Consider the following 16,637-nt stretch of genomic DNA (forward strand, 5'->3'; position numbering starts at 1 on the left):
TGGGTTAAAAAACAGCCTCACTCCCACTCTATCGTTGCTGGTGGTTTGCCAGAGATATCGTAAACCACGCGGTTGATGCCGCGTACTTCGTTGATAATCCGGTTGGAAACCTTGCCTAATAATTCGTGAGGCAGATGGGCCCAGTGGGCGGTCATGAAGTCCTGGGTTTGCACGGCACGTAATGCAACTACGTAGTCATAGGTACGGCCATCGCCCATCACGCCTACCGATTTAACTGGCAAGAAAACGGCAAATGCCTGGCTGGTCGCGTCGTACCAGCTGACTGGTTTTTCTGCGTTAGGGTCAACGAAATTCGTGCGCAATTCTTCGATAAAAATCGCATCGGCTTTGCGCAGCAGGTCGGCGAATTCTTTTTTGACTTCACCCAAAATGCGCACACCCAGGCCAGGGCCAGGGAAAGGATGGCGATACACCATGCCGTGTGGCAGACCCAGCGCAACGCCCAGCTTACGGACTTCGTCCTTAAACAGTTCACGCAGTGGTTCCAGCAGTTTCAGGTTCAGGGTATCTGGCAAACCACCGACGTTATGGTGGCTCTTGATGGTATGCGAACCCTTTTTACCTTTACCGGCGCTTTCGATCACGTCCGGATAAATCGTGCCCTGCGCCAACCATTTTGCATTGCTGAGTTTGGCAGATTCGGCCTGGAATACTTCAACAAATTCACGACCGATGATTTTGCGCTTAGCTTCAGGATCGGTAACACCGGCCAGATGGCCCATGAACTGTGCAGTCGCATCGACATGGATCACTTTCACACCCAGATTATTGGCGAACATTTCCATGACCATCTTGCCTTCGTCCTGGCGCAACAGGCCATGATCGACGAATACGCAAGTCAGCTGATCACCGATGGCGCGATGAATCAATGCCGCAGCCACACTGCTGTCAACACCGCCGGACAGGCCAAGTATCACTTCATCACTGCCAACCTGGGTACGGATAGCTGCCACTGCTTCGGCGATATAGTCAGGCATATTCCAGTCGGACTGGCAGCCGCAGATTTCATGCACAAAGCGACCGATGATGGCTTCACCCTGCACCGTGTGCGTGACTTCAGGATGGAACTGAACCGCATAGAAACGACGCTCTTCATCAGCCATCGCCGCAATCGGGCAATTATCGGTCGACGCCATCAGTTTGAAGCCGGGCGGCATTTCATTGACCTTGTCGCCGTGACTCATCCAGACTTTGAGCATGCCATGGCCTTCCGGCGTCACAAAATCATGAATATCTTTGAGTAAAGCGGTATGGCTGCGTGCACGGACTTCAGCGTAGCCAAATTCGCGTACCAGACCATTTTCGACTTTACCACCCAACTGTTCGGCCATGGTTTGCATACCGTAGCAGATACCCAGCACCGGCACACCAGCCTCAAACACCGCCAGCGGCGCACGTGGCGTGTCGCCTTCTGTCACGCTGTTTGGGCCACCGGACAGAATAATCCCGGCTGCGCCATAATTTTTAATGAATTCATCACTGACATCGTAAGGATGAACTTCAGAAAACACACCGGCATCGCGCACACGACGGGCGATCAGTTGTGTAACTTGCGAACCGAAATCAAGTATCAGTATTTTGGAGTGCATAATTCAAATAATCATGTCTGGTTGTGCGGGCGCTGCCTGTACAACACTATTGTTTCCTGCTGTCCTCGCAGAGAGCAGGGCTTTTTCAGCAAGGCTGATCAAGGCTTCTGGATCTGCTTCAGGAAAAGTGTCGGTTGACACCACCCCGCTACAGACCGTCAAATTTTTTTCTGCGTCGCCCACCCATTCCGGATGCGCCATTACTGCGATACGAATACGTTCCGCAACAGCAAACGCAACCAGATGCGAGGCGCCTGGTAATACGATCAGCAACTGATCCGAGCCAAACCGCCCCAGTGCATCAAACGGACGGATACAGGAACGTACCCGGCTGACGACCCGTATCAATAACTGATCTGTCGCCGCAAGACCATACGCGGCGCGGATATGATCAATCTGATCCGGATAAGCGAATAGTAGCGACAAGGGCTTCTGCGCCTTGGCGCAACGTTCCATTTCTATACTCAGAGAACGGATAATCGCACTCTTATTCCAGGTTCCCAGCAAAGGGTCGATCATGGCTTCACGCTTCAGAACCCGGTTTTGCTTGAGCAGCTCGTTATGTGTCTGCAGCATGACACCCAGTGCCAGCTCGTTCTCAATCAGCGCCGCCAGATCTGTCAGCAGCAGGCGCTGTGACTCATCCAACTGGCGAGGTTGATAATCAACCAGGCGCAAACATCCCGCTAATTGCCCGTCCTGTGCATAGACCGGGTGCGATGCGAAGAAGCGAATAAACGGCGGCCCTGCAACGAAGCGGCTTTGCGCGAATTCAGGATGATGATTGAGATCCGGTATCACGAGTATCTCATCCGTGCAAGGAATCCCGTCGCAAAACAAGGCCTCCATCTCTGTGATGGACTTCTCATTGCCACCGGAACGTCCAGAGAGCTGACCAAAACTGACAAAGCAATTGGCCACAGAAAACAGCTGCAGTCCCAGGCGCTCAAAACGGGCAATCCTGGTGTCGAATTTTTCACTCGTCAAACGTTCAACACCTGCTTGCAGCTGTCGTATGCCCGTCGAATGAAATCCCCCTACACTTGCAGACATGCTTCCTCCCTCTGGTTCACTGATGATTAGTCAGCGCGATAGTTCGGAGCTTCCTTGGTGATTTGTACATCATGCACATGCGATTCACGCATACCGGCCGAAGTGATTTCTACAAATTCTGCCTTGGTATGTAAGTCATCAATAGAGCCGCAACCACAGTAACCCATCGAGGAGCGTACACCGCCAACCAGTTGATACAGGATGGCTAATACACTGCCTTTGTAAGGCACACGACCTTCAATACCTTCCGGAACCAGCTTATCTGCATTATTGGCAGCGTCCTGGAAATAACGGTCTGCAGAACCATCGGACATCGCGCCCAGACTACCCATGCCACGATAGGATTTGTAGCTGCGGCCCTGGAACAGGATGACTTCGCCCGGCGCTTCTTCAGTACCGGCAAACATACTGCCCATCATGACTGTCGACGCACCGGCCGCCAGCGCTTTTGCTACGTCGCCGGAAAAACGCACACCACCGTCAGCGATACAAGGAACGCCTGTGCCTTTAAGTGCATTTGCGACATTGGCAATCGCAGAAATCTGCGGCACACCAACACCAGCCACGATACGGGTAGTACAGATAGAACCAGGACCAATACCGACTTTCACCGCATCTGCACCATGCTCAACCAGCGCCAGCGCTGCTGCCGCAGTTGCGATATTGCCGCCGATGACTTCGATATGCGGGTAGTTATCCTTGACCCAACGCACGCGATCCAGCACGCCCTTGGAGTGACCATGTGCGGTATCAACCACGATCACATCGACGCCTGCTTTCGCCAGCAAGTCGATACGTTCTTCATTATCCGGACCGACACCGACAGCAGCACCGACACGCAACTTACCGTGTACATCTTTGGACGCGAAAGGATGTTCAGTCGATTTTTGTATATCTTTGACGGTGATCAGACCACGCAATTCAAAGCTGTCATTGACCACCAGTACACGCTCCAGGCGGTGCTTATTCATCAGACGCTTGGCTTCGGACAAGTCAGCCGTTTCATTCACGCAGACCAGTTTTTCACGCGGCGTCATTTTGGAACGTGCTTCCGCATCGAGTTCTTCCTCGAAACGTAAATCGCGGTTAGTGATGATACCCACCACAGTATTGCCTTCCACTACAGGGAAGCCACTGATCCCATATTGCTGGGACAAGGCGATCACTTCGCGGATTTTCATGTTCGGTGGGATCGTGATCGGATCACGCAACACACCGGACTCAAAGCGCTTGACCTTCGCAACTTCGCGAGCCTGCTCTTTAGCCGTGAGGTTTTTATGGACGATACCGATACCGCCTTCCTGTGCCATAGCAATTGCCAGTCTGGCTTCGGTCACTGTGTCCATAGCTGCCGACACCAACGGAATATTCAAATGAATATTGCGCGTCAGTTTCGTCGCAAGAGAAGTGTCTTTAGGGAGGATGTTCGAGTAAGCTGGAACGAGTAGCACGTCATCGAACGTGAGTGCTTTTTGGAGTAAACGCATAGTATTTCCTATAGGCGCAAAAGTGAATTATACAGAAAACTTGCGAACTCGTCTGCAGACGTGTAAAACTCACGTATCTTTTTATTGGCCGTTTATCAGAGAGTCCGCTATGTTACGTCGTCCGCTACACATTATCGCCGCCCTTTTCGCCCTTGGCATCACCGGTCATGCACTGGCGCAGTACGTATGGGTGGATGATAAAGGCAATAAGCAGTACTCCGATACGGCCCCGCCCGCCTCCGTGCCAAAAAATCGCATACTGAAAACACCGGGAAAATCTGTCGAATCCAATGAGCCTGCAGCTCCGGCCAAAGAAGCCGGCACCGCAGCAGCCTCAGCGAACAAACCAGCCACCACCGCATCGCGCAATGAAGACTTTAACAAGCGTCGTGCCGAACAGGCTGAAAAAGATAAAAAAGCCGCTGAAGACCAGCAAGCAGCTTCCGACAAAAGCAAAAACTGCGAGCGTGCCAAGACTTACCAAAAAACCCTGGAATCCGGCGTAAGAGTCGCTACAACAGATAAAAACGGCGAACGGAATTATATGGACGACGCGCAAAGAGCCAAAGAAATCGCAGATACAAAAAAGGCAACTGCCGGTTGCCAGTAATGCGTTGCACTCAAATCACCACTTCAGCCTGAAGCAGACTGGCGCGCCTGCTTTTTAGCACGACGCCGGCGCGCCTCCATCGGATCTGCAGATAAGGGCCGGTAAATTTCTATCCGGTCCCCATCATGCAAAGCAGCATCCAGCGGCTTTAACTTACCGAACACGCCGACTTTGAGCACACTGATATCAATGGCGGGACATGTCTGTATGATGCCACTTTTAAGTATCGCCTCATGCACAGTCGCCGTTGGAGCCAGTGTCGCCTGCGCACGGACAATGCTTTTCTGATCTGCGTAGACGATTTGCACGCTAATCACAGGCTCTGCGACTGCATCAGGCATACACCACCTCCGCGCGCGCGCAAAAACAATCGACAAAACTATTGGCAATTTTACCAAACACCGGACCAATTAAATGTTCCAGCAATTTACTGGAGAACTCGTAATTGAGATCAAACTCAATTTTGCAGGCATCTGCGCGCAATTCAGTAAACTTCCATTGACCACACAATTGCCGGAACGGTCCCTCCAGCAAGGTCATTTGCATGCTGTGCGGCGGCTGATTCATGTTTTGCGTGGTAAAACTTTGGCGAATGCCGTGATAATTGATCGATAAAGTCGCAGTCAGGCCGGTCGACGTTCTTTCGGCGACACTCACGCCACCACACCAAGGCAGAAATTCCGGATATTTTTCCACCTCGTCAACCAGTGCAAACATCTGGGCGGCACTAAAGCCGATGAAAACTGTTTTATGTACAACTGCCATCTAAGGAAACCATTTGGTAGAATCACAGGTTCGCATTTTAACCGAGTCATCACCATATCGAAATCGCCGAGGCCATTTCTGTGACGGCGACATCAAGAAAAACCACGATCAATGAGTATTGCTGATAATAGAAAAGCCTTCCACGATTACTTTATCGAGGAACAGTATGAGGCTGGCGTTGTATTACAAGGCTGGGAAGTCAAAGCGATCCGCGCTGGCAGATTGCAGTTAAAAGAAGCCTATGTGATTGTGCGCGACAGTGAAATTTACCTGTTCGGCGCCCATATTGGCGCCTTACCGACAGCGTCCACCCACATACACCCAGACTCAGTGCGTACCCGTAAGCTGCTGTTGCACGCAGCAGAAATCAGTAAATTAATCGGCAAAGTCGAGCGCTCCGGATACACCATGGTTCCGCTGAATATGCACTTCAGCAAAGGCCGCATCAAATGCCAGATCGGCCTCGCCAAAGGTAAGAAGCAACATGACAAACGCGACTCCGAAAAAGAACGCGACTGGCAGCGTGAACAACAAAAAATCATGAAGCAACATCGTCGCTAATCAACAGGACCGGATGCAACATGGATACTGTCGCCAATCAGGCGCAGATAAGTGGGTACAGTCTATAGGTTTAAATTTGAGCGAACCCGCTCACCCGGCGCTAAGACATCGCTGAGATAGACGATACGGAAACGCAACCTCTAGCTTAATCGGACGTGCAATCGCTTTGCTCGCATGGACCAAGCCCCGTGGGAATGCCAGCATTGAATATCCCGTTATCGTGCCGTATTCATTGTGGCGGTCGGCAAAGCAGATTGCACACCACGACGATATGAAGTCACTCAACAAAAACTTGCTTATACCTTTAAGCGCGGTATACAGTGCCAATACGATACCTCGCTTATCTTAGCCCACGTGGCTGCTTCGCTGCGGATCGTCAACTTTAATCAGCAAGTAACTTAAATGCTAACAATGTCAGGCTAATGGCCGGTAAACTGTGTAACTTTCTGTAAGCAGATTGGGCTAACGGTTTTCAAGCCACAGTGATGCAAGTACCATACGGGCTATGAATAATCTCAACATAAACAGTGACTCCAGCTCTAACCCAGTGAGCAATCCACCCAAAGCCAAAATTCTGGTCGTCGACGATGACTTACGTCTGCGCGAACTGCTGCGCCGCTATCTGACTGAACAAGGCTTTTATGTCGTCGGCGCTGAAAATGCCCAGGTAATGAATAAGCTCTGGATGCGTGAGCGTTACGACATGCTGGTACTTGATCTGATGCTGCCCGGTGAAGATGGACTGGCCATTTGCCGGCGTTTACGCGGCGGCGGCGATCAAACCCCAATCATTATGCTGACCGCAAAAGGGGAAGAAGTTGACCGCATCATCGGTTTGGAAATGGGCGCAGATGATTACCTGCCTAAGCCTTTTAATCCCCGTGAACTGGTAGCACGTATTAATGCCGTATTACGCAGAAAAGTGCCGGACGAACTGCCGGGCGCACCCTCAGACGGTCCACAAACGTTCAGTTTTGGCGAATTTGTACTCGATTTGGGTACCCGTACGCTGAAAAAGAATAATGAAACGATTTCACTGACCACGGGTGAATTTTCAGTTTTAAAAGTATTTGCCCGCCATGCACGTCAGCCCATGTCCAGAGAAAAGTTAATGGAACTCGCGCGCGGACGTGAATATGAGGTCTTCGACCGTAGCCTGGATGTACAGATTTCCCGCCTGCGCAAGCTGATAGAACCTGACCCATCCAGTCCGCTTTACATCCAGACGGTTTGGGGACTGGGCTATGTGTTCATTCCTGATGGTCAGAAAAACTAAGTTGCGTACTTAGCCGCCTGCAATGCAATCCTATTTAAACAGCCCCGAGTGGTTGCGCAGCGGCCTGTTCTGGCGCACATTTATCATGCTGGCCATGTTAGTCATGACCAGCATGATAGTCTGGTTTGTCAGTTTCCGCAGTCTGGAGCGCACGCCCAGAGCGCAGCAACTGAGCTCTCAGGTGGTTTCTATCGTCACTATCACACGTGCCGCCCTCACCCACTCTGTTCCCGAGACCCGGCGTGAACTGCTGCTGGACCTGGCACATGAAGAGGGAATACGAATCCATCTGGTCAGCGAGCACGATAAAGTCGAAGTTCAGGAAAATACCGCTTTTTTCAGTGAATTGAGTCAAATGCTGCGCGTCAAGCTCAGCAGCTCCACCCGTTTTGCTAAATCAGTTAACGATATCAAGGGATTCTGGATCAGCTTTGATATCGACGACGAACAATACTGGCTCAGGCTGGATACCGATCGCATAGAACCACCGATGACGCTGCCGGTGATCAGTTGGGCCACCGCCTCGCTGATATTGACCTTACTGGGAGCAGCGGTGATTTCCAAGCTAATCAATGACCCTTTATCTCGGGTCAGTCATGCTGCACGCTTACTGGCTCAGGGTAAGCAGCCAGACCCCTTGCCAGAGCTGGGGCCCAAAGAAATCAGGGAAACCAATGCCAGCTTTAACAGCATGGTAGAAGATCTCGCGCGCATAGAAACAGACCGCACTATCATTCTGGCCGGGATCTCCCATGATCTGCGCACCCCATTGGCCAGGATGCAGCTGGAAGTGGAAATGTCGAATCTGGATCAGCATGCCCGCCTAGGCATGCAATCTGATCTGAGCCAAATGGATGCCATCATCAATCAGTTTCTGGATTACGCAAAACCACTGGATAGCCATGGCTTCACTGCGATCAACATCAGCGATTTACTGGTACAGGTCATATCAGAATACGCCAGGGTCAATCACTTACAAATTCGTAGCGATATTGCACCGGGACAGCTCATGCTGGGCAACGCGACTGAGTTGCACCGCATGTTTTCTAACCTAATAGAAAACGCGAGCCGCTACGGCAAAAATCCTGACAAGATATCGACCATTGTAGAAGTACAATGCAGCCGGAAAACTAAAGGAAAAAAACAAGGCATACTGATCAGCTTCCGCGACTATGGAGACGGTGCACCTGTCGAGGATATGAACCGGCTGTTGCGCCCATTTACGCGTGCCGATGCGTCACGCAGTCAGGCGAACGGATCGGGCTTAGGGCTGGCAATTGTTGATCGCATCATCAAACGCCACCGCGGTCGCTTACGTATTTATAACCATGAAGACCGTGGCTTTGTCGCTGTCATGATCTTCCCGGAATATAAACCCGAATAAGCCCAAATAGTCCTGAATAGCCCTGAATAAACCTCAGGGTCAGCCTAAGACAATCTGTATTCATCCACACAAACAGCTGCCTATCAGCTGTTTGAACAATAAAAAACCGGTGGGATAACCACCGGTTTTCATCTGCAAACCGCCGCTACTTATTTGGTCTTTACCATGGCCAGCTGTGTCGTATCGGCCTCAGAAGCCTGCGTTGCCGCCTCTTCGCGATCTGCGATCTTGTTTTTCTCCGCAGTCCCTCCCAGTTGATAGCTCAGTTGCAAACCCGTTGCAGTGACCTTCACCGCCTGAGTTCCAGATGAATTGACCACTGAAGCTAAGGCCTGAGCCGACAGCTGATGGGTTGAAGCGTATTCCGTTTGCGCTTGCAACTGTTGAACTGTTGCTGCCTGCTTGCCCTCGACGGCGCCAGTCACTTGCCCCGAAGCGTGTACCAAGGGAAGCAATTGAGAGAACCCGGCAGCACCGATCATCCCGGCGCACAACATCAGACCGGCCAGAATAGATGGGCGCAAACGCAGTCCAACCGGGGTAGCTGGCTGTGACGAAGCAAATTCCGCGTCCAGCGTCACAGGCGCCGACTCCAATACCTGCTGTACCTGTTCGCGCCATACCACATGGTGCTGACGCTGATCACGCAAGCGCTGTATCAGTGTCTGTGCTAATTCTTCCGCGGCCTGATGTTCGTGGGCGAGTTGCTGCTGCTCTTCCTGTGCTGCTGCCTGCAGTGTTTGCTCTTCCTGCGCCCATTGTGCTTGCAAGGTAGCCAACTGCTGGGCTTGTTGTGCGCGTAATGCGCTCAGTTTCTCACTTTGCACAGCCTGCGCTGCCAGCAATTCCTGCAAAGACTGCTCTTCAGCGCTCAGCGCCAGTTCCTGCTCACGAGCCTGTTCCAGTGCCAGTTTCGCCGCCTTACGCTCTTCTCTTCTGCGCAAAATCAGATCTGCAAATGCAGCTTGTTGCTGCTCTTGTTCATACTCCTGTTGCTCCAGCTCTTGCAGTGCCGCCTGCTCCTTAACAAGCTGACTTGCCAGCTGAGCAGCCAGCGTCTGTTCTTTTTCGCGCCTTGCACAAGCCAGTTCCATTAAACGCTGTTCAGCAACGCAACGTTCCTGCAAAGCGATACTGGCCAGATTGTCTTCTGCCAGTTTAGAGCGCAAGGTCACATCTAATTGCTCTTCCAACTCCAGTTTCTGCTGGGCAGCCTGCATCGCCTCCTGCTGCAACTGCAAACGCTGCTGGCTGTCTTTTGCTAACTGCTCCTCAGATTGCAGACGTTCTTGCGCCACATGTACCAATGCTGCTTCCGCCTGCATTTTCGCATCGATCACCTGCAAAGCCTGGTTTTTGAGGGCGATGGTTTGCTGCTCCAGTTGCTGATGTTCAGCCAGCCTCAGTAATTCCTGCTGTTCCGCTTGAGCCCGTTCTGCCGCCAGTTTTTGCAATGTCAGCATTTCCTCTGCTTTTACTTGCGCGAGACGACTGGCTTCCAATTCGGTTTCTGCATGCAGTGCAGCGAAACGTACTGCATCCTGCTCAGCCTCTGCTTTAGCCTGCATCGCTACTGCAGCTTCCTGCTCAGCTTTCGCACGTTCTTGTGCGGCCAGCAGATACGCTTGCTCAGCCTGCTCGGTCGCGACAGCGGCGGCGGCGGCAATTTGCTCAGCCTGCAGTTTTTCACGTATCAACACCAACGTATTGGCCTCTGCAGCTGCACGCTGATTCTCCACCTCCAGCAGCTTTTGTGCCTCTGCCACACGTGCTTCCAAAGCCTGACTTGCCAGCTTCTGTGCCTGTGCATGTTGACTGGATTGTGCAAACAAAGTCTGCTCTGTCTGTAACTGCGCCTGAGCGGCGAGTTCTGCATCCTGTGCCAGCAATTGACGTTGCACTGCCAGTTCGCGGGCTTTTTCTTCTGCTGCCAGCATCGCTTGTTGCAACGCCAGCTCTTGCTCCTGAAAAGCCAGTTTGGCGGCCAACTCAATACTCAAAGCCTGCTCTGTATGCAGACGTGCCTGCTCAGCTTGGGCAGACGCGGCCAGCAGTGCCGATTTTTTTTCTAAAGCGGCGGCAGCTTCACGCTTAATCAACGCCTCTTCTGCAGACTCTTGTAACCAACGTTTTTCAGCCGCATTGACCGTGTCTGCGGCATGCCTAGCCTCCTGTTCCGCCTGCAGACGTTGCTGCGCGAGAGCTTGTTGCTCAGCTTCCGCCTGTTGGCGGCTGACTGCCTCATTCAACAGCGCCTGTTCCGCCTCTTGTTTTTGCTGAAGGGTCACTACCAATGCCTGCTCAGCCTCGGCGCGTTGCTGCTCCAGCACGCGCAATTGCGCCTCGGCCTGCAAGCGCTGAGCAACCAGATGCGCGGTCAGTTGTTGGGCTTCTGCATGAGCCGCCAGCTCCTGATGCAGAGCCTGTTCGGCTGCACATGTAGCCGCAGCGGCGGCATGTGCAATACGTTCAGCATCAGCATTGGCTTGCGCAAAACGCAGTGCCAGCTGTTCTTGTTGCAATTTTGCCTGAGCCTCAGACTGTGCCTGCTGTTCAGCCAGTACGCGTGATTCTGTGGTCATCAGCAGCGCAGATTCTTGCTCTACACGCTGAGCAACTGCCTGTTCCAGTTCAGCGAGGCGACGGTTTTTCTCTTGCACCAACTGGTGCGCCTTGACCTGACTGGCGGCATAGGATTTGGCCTGCTGCTGCAATGCGATTTCCGCTTCCAGCTTAGCCTGTGCCATGGTTTGCGCTTCTGTCTCAGCCACAGCGCGCTCAGCCGCAGCGCGGGCTTGTGCCTGCTCGGCCTGAGCACGGCACTGTGCGGCAGCATTTGCCTGCTGCTCAGCATGCAGCTTCTCGGTTGCGGCCTGCTCTGCTACTTTCGCAGCGAGCGCCGCCTGTTCTGCCAAACGTGCCTGCTCTTCCAATGCCGCAGCCGCAGCCAATTGTGATTGTGCCTTTTCCTGTTCTAAACGCTTGGCGCGGCTGGCAGCCTTCACTCTTTGTTCTGCCGCACTTGCCGCAGTCTGCTCAGCCTGGGCTTTCGCAGCCAACTCTTCATGCAATTGCTTTTCCTGGGCCAGTTTGAGCTCTAAGGCTTCACGCATAGCCTGTTCTGCTTGCAAACGTGCCAGGTGTTCGTTTTTTTCAGCTTCTTCGAGGCGGGCTTTTTCTGCCAATTCAGCAGCCAGTTGCTGTTCCGCAGCCAGTTTTTCCTGTACCAGTGTCAGGGCTTTCTTTTCTGCTTCAGCGCGTAAACGCAGCGTCTTTCCTAATTGCTCGGCTTGCTGAACTTTTTCTTTTGCATCCTGTGCCGCTTGCTTTTGCAGATCCGCATGCTCCTGGATTTTGATCAGGCGTTGCTGTTCCGCTTCTATCATGGCCTGACGCGCGATGCGGGCTTCCTGCTCTTGCTGCTGACGCGCCTGCAGAACGCTGACATGCTCACGGTCAGCGCAGGCACGTGCGATGATTTCTTCTGCAGTCAGTTTTTCTGCTTCTAATTTTTCCTGAGCCAGATTGGCCGCTTGTTGCTCTGCCTGAGTACGGATTTGCTCTGCTTTAGTCAGTTCAGCAGCTTGCTGCTGTTGTAAAGCTGCGAACTGCATTGCCTGCAGCTGTATCTCTTTTTGCTTTTCGGCTTCAAGCAATGCCAGTTGCTGAACCACCGCCTGTTCTTCCGAGGCCTGGCGTGCAGCCCGCTCTGCTATTTCCCGCGCCACCGCGGCAGCCTTGGCCTGTTCCTCTGCAAAACGGGCGGCTTCAGCCTCTTCACGTGCCGCTTGCTCCAGCGCCAGTTTCTCTTCTGCCGCCGCTAACATCGCCTGTACCGCTACTGCGCGACGACGTTCTGCATCCAGTTTTTCGTCCAGCAATGCCATCGCTTTCGCCTCATCGTTTGCCAATTGTTCCTGAACGCGCAGCAGCTCATCTGCGTCGCGGGTTTTCTTTGCCATCATTTCGGCACGGCGCTGCTGCAGCTCCGCCTGTTTCATCGCTTTTTCCAGCGCTATCCGTTCGGCGATCATTTCGCTTTCCTGCGCTAAACTGGCTGCCCGTGCTACTTCTTCCTGCATACGCAAGAGCTCGGTATGTTCGCGCTCAGCCTGTATCAGGACTTGAGCTTGCTGTGTTTTCTCGCGCTCTGCCTGTAGTTTCTCCTCAAGTGCTAGCGCTGCTTTTTGCTCAGCCTCAGCCCGCAGTTGCTCGGCTTGCAGCAATTCGGCTGCTTTTTGTGCTTTTACTTCTGATGCGGCCTGAGCGCGCTTGAGCAATTCCGCCTGGAACGCTGAAGTACTCAGTGCCTGCTGTTCTGCATCGGCCTGTTCTCGCGCCAGCTGTACTGCCTGACGCTCTATGTCTATACGCTCTTTAGCCAGCTCAGCTGCACGCTTTTCTTCTGCGACTCTTTGTTGTGCCAATGCAGTGGCTTCCTGCTCTGCAATCCGGCGCAATCGGGCTTCCTCCGTTGCTGCCGCTTCTGCCGCGAGGCGCTCACGTGCCTGAGCGTCAGCTTGCTGTTCATTTTCAATACGGGATAAAGCGGTGCTCTGCAATTCGCGCTCAGCACGGATACGGGATTCCGTCACCTGGCGGATTCTTTCCTCTGCATCTTTACGTGCCTGTGCTGTTGCTGCTGCTATCAACTCTGCCTGTTCACGTTTTTGTGCTGCTGTTCGCAAATCCTGTTCTGCCTGCATACGCATCTGTATGGCCTCGGCAGCACGCTGCTCAGACTCCATACGAGCCTTTGCGATCGCTTCGTGTTCTTGTTCAATTTGCAGACGTGCCAGTGCATCTTCACGGGCACGGATTTCCATCGGCGCGCGGTTAATGGCGACTTCCAGTGCTTTTGCCTCCGCCTGCTCACGCTCTTTACTCGCCTGTAAAGTTTCATTGCGCACCTTAGCCAGCATTTCTGCATGCTGACGGGCTTCACGGTCATGCTTTTCGCGTTCACGTGCAAGCTCCACAATTTTTGCATCAGCCAGGGCACGTTCACTGGCTTGTTGACGGGCACTCTCTGAGGCGGCAAACCTTTCAGCAGCAAAACTTTTAGCGACTTCCGTTTGCTCAGCAAGGCGACTGGCTTCGGCATGGGCTTTGCTGCTTAATTCAGCTTCAGCTTTCCACTTTTGTTCGGCACGCTGACGTGCTTCGCGCTCTAAACGCTGACGCAATTCGGATTGTTGACGGGCACGTTGCTCCATTTCAGCGCGCTGCTGTAATTCACGTGATTCCATCTCATGCGCAGCAGCACGTGCCGCACTGGCTGCCTGTGATTCCTTCTCAGCGATGAGCCTGGCCTGGCTTTGTTTTGCAGCTTCCTCTTCCAGCTTCAACTTAACCTGCGCCAATTCCGCCGCCTCAGCTTCAGCCTGTGCACGGGTTTGCGCTAACTCGCGTGCAGCCTCTTCTGCTTTCAACCTGGATTCCGTCGCAACGGTAGCGCGTGCTTCCGCTTCAACCCGGGCAATCGCTTCACGGATACCTTTGACATCAATCCGGGAATTGGACTCAAGTAAATCAGGCGACGACAACAAATCCTCCTTCGTATCGTCATGACGATCGAGGGAATAAGCCCCCAAAGAAAATTTGTTTAACAGTGACTGGTTATCCATGCTTCGCTCCTGAATATATCCTTGCGTCTCCGCATCACCGGCCCGTGCGCGTGAAACCTCATATCAGAATTATCGGCGATGCAAAATTAAACAATCCTTGGAGTAAAGCGGGAAAAGCCCCCTATTTCATGATTGTTGCATCCAATTTCTGCTGTGGCTCTCCCACAAAGCCTGACAGCAACGTAAAATAGCGGTCACACCCAAATTAGCAGGAGAATCATCTTGAATGAATTAGTCACAGAAATTAAGCATCCATTGGTACAGCACAAACTGTCCCTGATGCGTAGTAAAGATACGCCTACAGATAATTTCCGCCGTCTGTTACGTGAAATCAGCCAGATGCTGGCCTATGAAGTGACGCGCGACCTGCCTATAGAATTCACTAAAATCGAAACACCGATAGAAACCATTGATGCACCAACTATCAGCGGTAAGAAACTGTGCGTGATCTCGGTGCTGCGTGCCGGTAATGGCATTTTGGACGGCATGCTGGACTTGCTTCCGAACGCACGTGTTGGCCATATCGGCCTGTACCGCGATCCTGAAACCCTGGAACCGGTTGAGTATTACTATAAAGTGCCGGAAGATATCGCTGACCGTCTGGTCATTGTGGTTGATCCTATGCTGGCAACGGGCAACTCTGCCGCTGCCGCTATCGAAAGACTGAAACTGGGCGGTGCAAAAACGATTAAATTTGTTTGTCTGTTAGCTGCACCGGAAGGTATTCAGGTGATGCAAAAGGCGCATCCTGACGTGCCTGTGATTACCGCTTCCATCGATAAATACCTGAACGAGCATGGCTATATCGTGCCTGGGCTCGGTGATGCCGGCGACCGCTTATTCGGTACCAAATAATCTTTGTCATTTAAGCCCCGCCAGCCGGGGCTTTTTTATGCGCGCTACCATGTCAAAATTTCAATTCTCTTCGAGTGACTCGAAATTTCCAGGTGAAGTCACCACCATCTTTTCCGTCATGTCCAAATTGTCGCAACAGCATCAGGCTATCAATCTGGGACAGGGCTTTCCTGACTTTGACTGCGACCCTACCCTGATCGAGCGCGTCACTGCTGCCATGCAAGCCGGAATCAATCAGTATCCGCCTATGCCTGGACTGCCAACACTCAGAAACGCCATCGCAGAGAAAATTCACAAGGCGTATGACAGTGCCTATGATGCAGAGTCCGAAATCACGGTAACGGCGGGAGCCACACAGGCTCTGTTGACGGCCATCCTGACTTTCGTGCACGCAGGCGATGAAGTGATCATCATAGAACCTGCTTATGATAGTTACCTGCCATCCATTCGTCTGGCTGGTGGCATTGCGAAACCGGTACAAATGGAATTAGATGGCAATCGTTACTTCATCCCTTGGGATAAAGTCAAACAGTCCATCACGCCAAGAACCCGGATGCTGATCCTGAATTCACCGCATAATCCTACCGGGACTGTGTTGACTACGGAGGATATCCAGGCACTCAAAGACTGCGTCAGAGATAGTCGCATCTTGATTTTGTCCGATGAAGTCTATGAACACATTATTTTCGATGGCCAGATCCATGCTTCGATGGCGAGCGACCCAGAGCTGAAAACACGTAGTCTGATTGTGTCCAGCTTTGGTAAGACTTTTCATGTCACGGGTTGGAAAGTCGGCTATATCGCAGCTCCCAAGCTGTTGAGCGCTGAATTCCGCAAAGTTCATCAATACAATGTATTTACCGTCAACTCCCCGATGCAGGCCGCATTAGCCGAACATCTGTCGCACTCGCGGCAACACTGGGAGTTGCCTGCGTTTTACCAGGAAAAACGCGATTATTTCCGTCATAAATTACAGCAAACCCGTTTTGAGCTGCTTCCTTGTCATGGCACCTATTTCCAAAGCGTGCGTTATCGGGATATTTCAGACTTACCTGAAAGAGAATTTGCCGAGTGGATGACGAAGAAAGCCGGTGTCGCCTGCATACCTATGAGCGCTTTTTATCAACAGCCAACCGACTCAGGTGTTGTGCGCTTCTGTTTTGCAAAACGTCAAAGTACCCTAGAACAGGCGCTGCAACGCCTTCAGACACTTTAAGCAAAAACAAGCTATTAAGTAATAGAAACGCCAAAGGGAGTACACGCAAGCGTACTCCCTTTGTGTGTAAGCATCCGGTGAAGTCATCTTGAAGTTAAGTGCGTAAGCGTAGATGATCGTGTCCACTTAATAAGTGGACACTTGTACATGATGGACGATGGAATCAATACGCCAAGACGGCGTCGGCGGCACA

11 protein-coding genes and 1 pseudogene are annotated in these 16,637 nt (G+C 52.3%); 6 read left to right on the forward strand and 6 right to left on the reverse strand.

The window, feature by feature from the left end; genetic code table 11:
- Window positions 1–17: 17 nt before the first annotated feature.
- The 3 genes from guaA to guaB are packed head-to-tail and all read right to left on the reverse strand — an operon-like array spanning window position 18 to window position 4,150.
- Entirely contained in the window at window positions 18–1,610 is a 1,593-nt protein-coding gene (gene guaA / locus H8K47_RS08865) for a glutamine-hydrolyzing GMP synthase (RefSeq protein ID WP_186881043.1), read from the reverse strand.
- 3 nt (window positions 1,611–1,613) lie between these two features.
- On the reverse strand, window positions 1,614–2,663 hold the full coding sequence (locus H8K47_RS08870; RefSeq protein ID WP_186881044.1) for a sensor domain-containing diguanylate cyclase: 1,050 nt from the start codon (window positions 2,661–2,663) through the stop codon (window positions 1,614–1,616).
- Window positions 2,664–2,689: 26 nt separating this feature from the next.
- Window positions 2,690–4,150, reverse strand: a complete 1,461-nt coding sequence (guaB, locus tag H8K47_RS08875; RefSeq protein WP_186881045.1) for an IMP dehydrogenase — start codon at window positions 4,148–4,150, stop codon at window positions 2,690–2,692.
- A gap of 109 nt (window positions 4,151–4,259) precedes the next feature.
- On the opposite strand from guaB, the gene H8K47_RS08880 reads away from it, so the two are divergent.
- Window positions 4,260–4,760, forward strand: a complete 501-nt coding sequence (locus tag H8K47_RS08880; RefSeq protein ID WP_186881046.1) for a DUF4124 domain-containing protein — start codon at window positions 4,260–4,262, stop codon at window positions 4,758–4,760.
- 23 nt (window positions 4,761–4,783) lie between these two features.
- On the opposite strand, the gene H8K47_RS08885 is transcribed toward H8K47_RS08880, so the two are convergent.
- Both H8K47_RS08885 and H8K47_RS08890 read right to left on the reverse strand, forming a co-directional pair.
- Window positions 4,784–5,101, reverse strand: coding sequence for an RnfH family protein (locus H8K47_RS08885; RefSeq protein ID WP_186881047.1), 318 nt, complete (start codon window positions 5,099–5,101; stop codon window positions 4,784–4,786).
- Window positions 5,094–5,525 carry a type II toxin-antitoxin system RatA family toxin gene (locus tag H8K47_RS08890; RefSeq protein WP_186881048.1) on the reverse strand — a complete coding sequence of 144 codons (432 nt, stop codon included), beginning with the start codon at window positions 5,523–5,525 and terminating at the stop codon, window positions 5,094–5,096. Before H8K47_RS08890 ends, H8K47_RS08885 begins: the two co-directional genes overlap by 8 nt.
- Before the next feature lie 102 nt (window positions 5,526–5,627).
- Here H8K47_RS08890 and smpB point away from each other — a divergent pair.
- From smpB to H8K47_RS08905, 3 genes and pseudogenes are all read left to right on the forward strand, one after another.
- Window positions 5,628–6,086, forward strand: a pseudogene (gene smpB / locus H8K47_RS08895) (SsrA-binding protein SmpB); the annotation flags it as partial.
- 505 nt (window positions 6,087–6,591) lie between these two features.
- Complete coding sequence (gene ompR, locus H8K47_RS08900; RefSeq protein ID WP_186881050.1) at window positions 6,592–7,362, forward strand: osmolarity response regulator transcription factor OmpR; 771 nt, start codon at window positions 6,592–6,594, stop codon at window positions 7,360–7,362.
- Window positions 7,363–7,384: 22 nt separating this feature from the next.
- Window positions 7,385–8,746: an ATP-binding protein gene (locus H8K47_RS08905; protein WP_186881051.1), complete on the forward strand. Its 1,362-nt coding sequence runs from the start codon at window positions 7,385–7,387 to the stop codon at window positions 8,744–8,746.
- 149 nt (window positions 8,747–8,895) lie between these two features.
- Here H8K47_RS08905 and H8K47_RS08910 read toward each other — a convergent pair whose 3' ends face one another.
- Window positions 8,896–14,373: a hypothetical protein gene (locus tag H8K47_RS08910; RefSeq protein WP_186881052.1), complete on the reverse strand. Its 5,478-nt coding sequence runs from the start codon at window positions 14,371–14,373 to the stop codon at window positions 8,896–8,898.
- A gap of 219 nt (window positions 14,374–14,592) precedes the next feature.
- Between H8K47_RS08910 and upp the strand changes: the two genes are divergently transcribed.
- Both upp and H8K47_RS08920 read left to right on the forward strand, forming a co-directional pair.
- The gene (gene upp, locus H8K47_RS08915) at window positions 14,593–15,228 is read left to right on the forward strand and encodes a uracil phosphoribosyltransferase (RefSeq protein ID WP_408057878.1); all 636 of its coding nucleotides are present in this window, start codon (window positions 14,593–14,595) and stop codon (window positions 15,226–15,228) included.
- Between the two features lie 49 nt (window positions 15,229–15,277).
- Window positions 15,278–16,444, forward strand: a complete 1,167-nt coding sequence (locus tag H8K47_RS08920) for a methionine aminotransferase (RefSeq protein WP_186881054.1) — start codon at window positions 15,278–15,280, stop codon at window positions 16,442–16,444.
- Window positions 16,445–16,637: the final 193 nt, after the last annotated feature.

The organism is Cognatundibacterium rugosum (genome assembly GCF_014284365.1).
Taxonomy (GTDB): Bacteria; Pseudomonadota; Gammaproteobacteria; order Burkholderiales; family Burkholderiaceae_D; genus Undibacterium; species Undibacterium rugosum.

Bases quoted from the DNA above. Each gene is read 5' to 3' on its own strand.
- guaA (WP_186881043.1), bottom strand. From the start codon at position 1,610: ATGCACTCCAAAATACTGATACTTGATTTCGGTTCGCAAGTTACACAA.
- H8K47_RS08870 (WP_186881044.1), bottom strand. From the start codon at position 2,663: ATGTCTGCAAGTGTAGGGGGATTTCATTCGACGGGCATACGACAGCTG.
- guaB (WP_186881045.1), bottom strand. From the start codon at position 4,150: ATGCGTTTACTCCAAAAAGCACTCACGTTCGATGACGTGCTACTCGTT.
- H8K47_RS08880 (WP_186881046.1), top strand. From the start codon at position 4,260: ATGTTACGTCGTCCGCTACACATTATCGCCGCCCTTTTCGCCCTTGGC.
- H8K47_RS08885 (WP_186881047.1), bottom strand. From the start codon at position 5,101: ATGCCTGATGCAGTCGCAGAGCCTGTGATTAGCGTGCAAATCGTCTAC.
- H8K47_RS08890 (WP_186881048.1), bottom strand. From the start codon at position 5,525: ATGGCAGTTGTACATAAAACAGTTTTCATCGGCTTTAGTGCCGCCCAG.
- ompR (WP_186881050.1), top strand. From the start codon at position 6,592: ATGAATAATCTCAACATAAACAGTGACTCCAGCTCTAACCCAGTGAGC.
- H8K47_RS08905 (WP_186881051.1), top strand. From the start codon at position 7,385: ATGCAATCCTATTTAAACAGCCCCGAGTGGTTGCGCAGCGGCCTGTTC.
- H8K47_RS08910 (WP_186881052.1), bottom strand. From the start codon at position 14,373: ATGGATAACCAGTCACTGTTAAACAAATTTTCTTTGGGGGCTTATTCC.
- H8K47_RS08920 (WP_186881054.1), top strand. From the start codon at position 15,278: ATGTCAAAATTTCAATTCTCTTCGAGTGACTCGAAATTTCCAGGTGAA.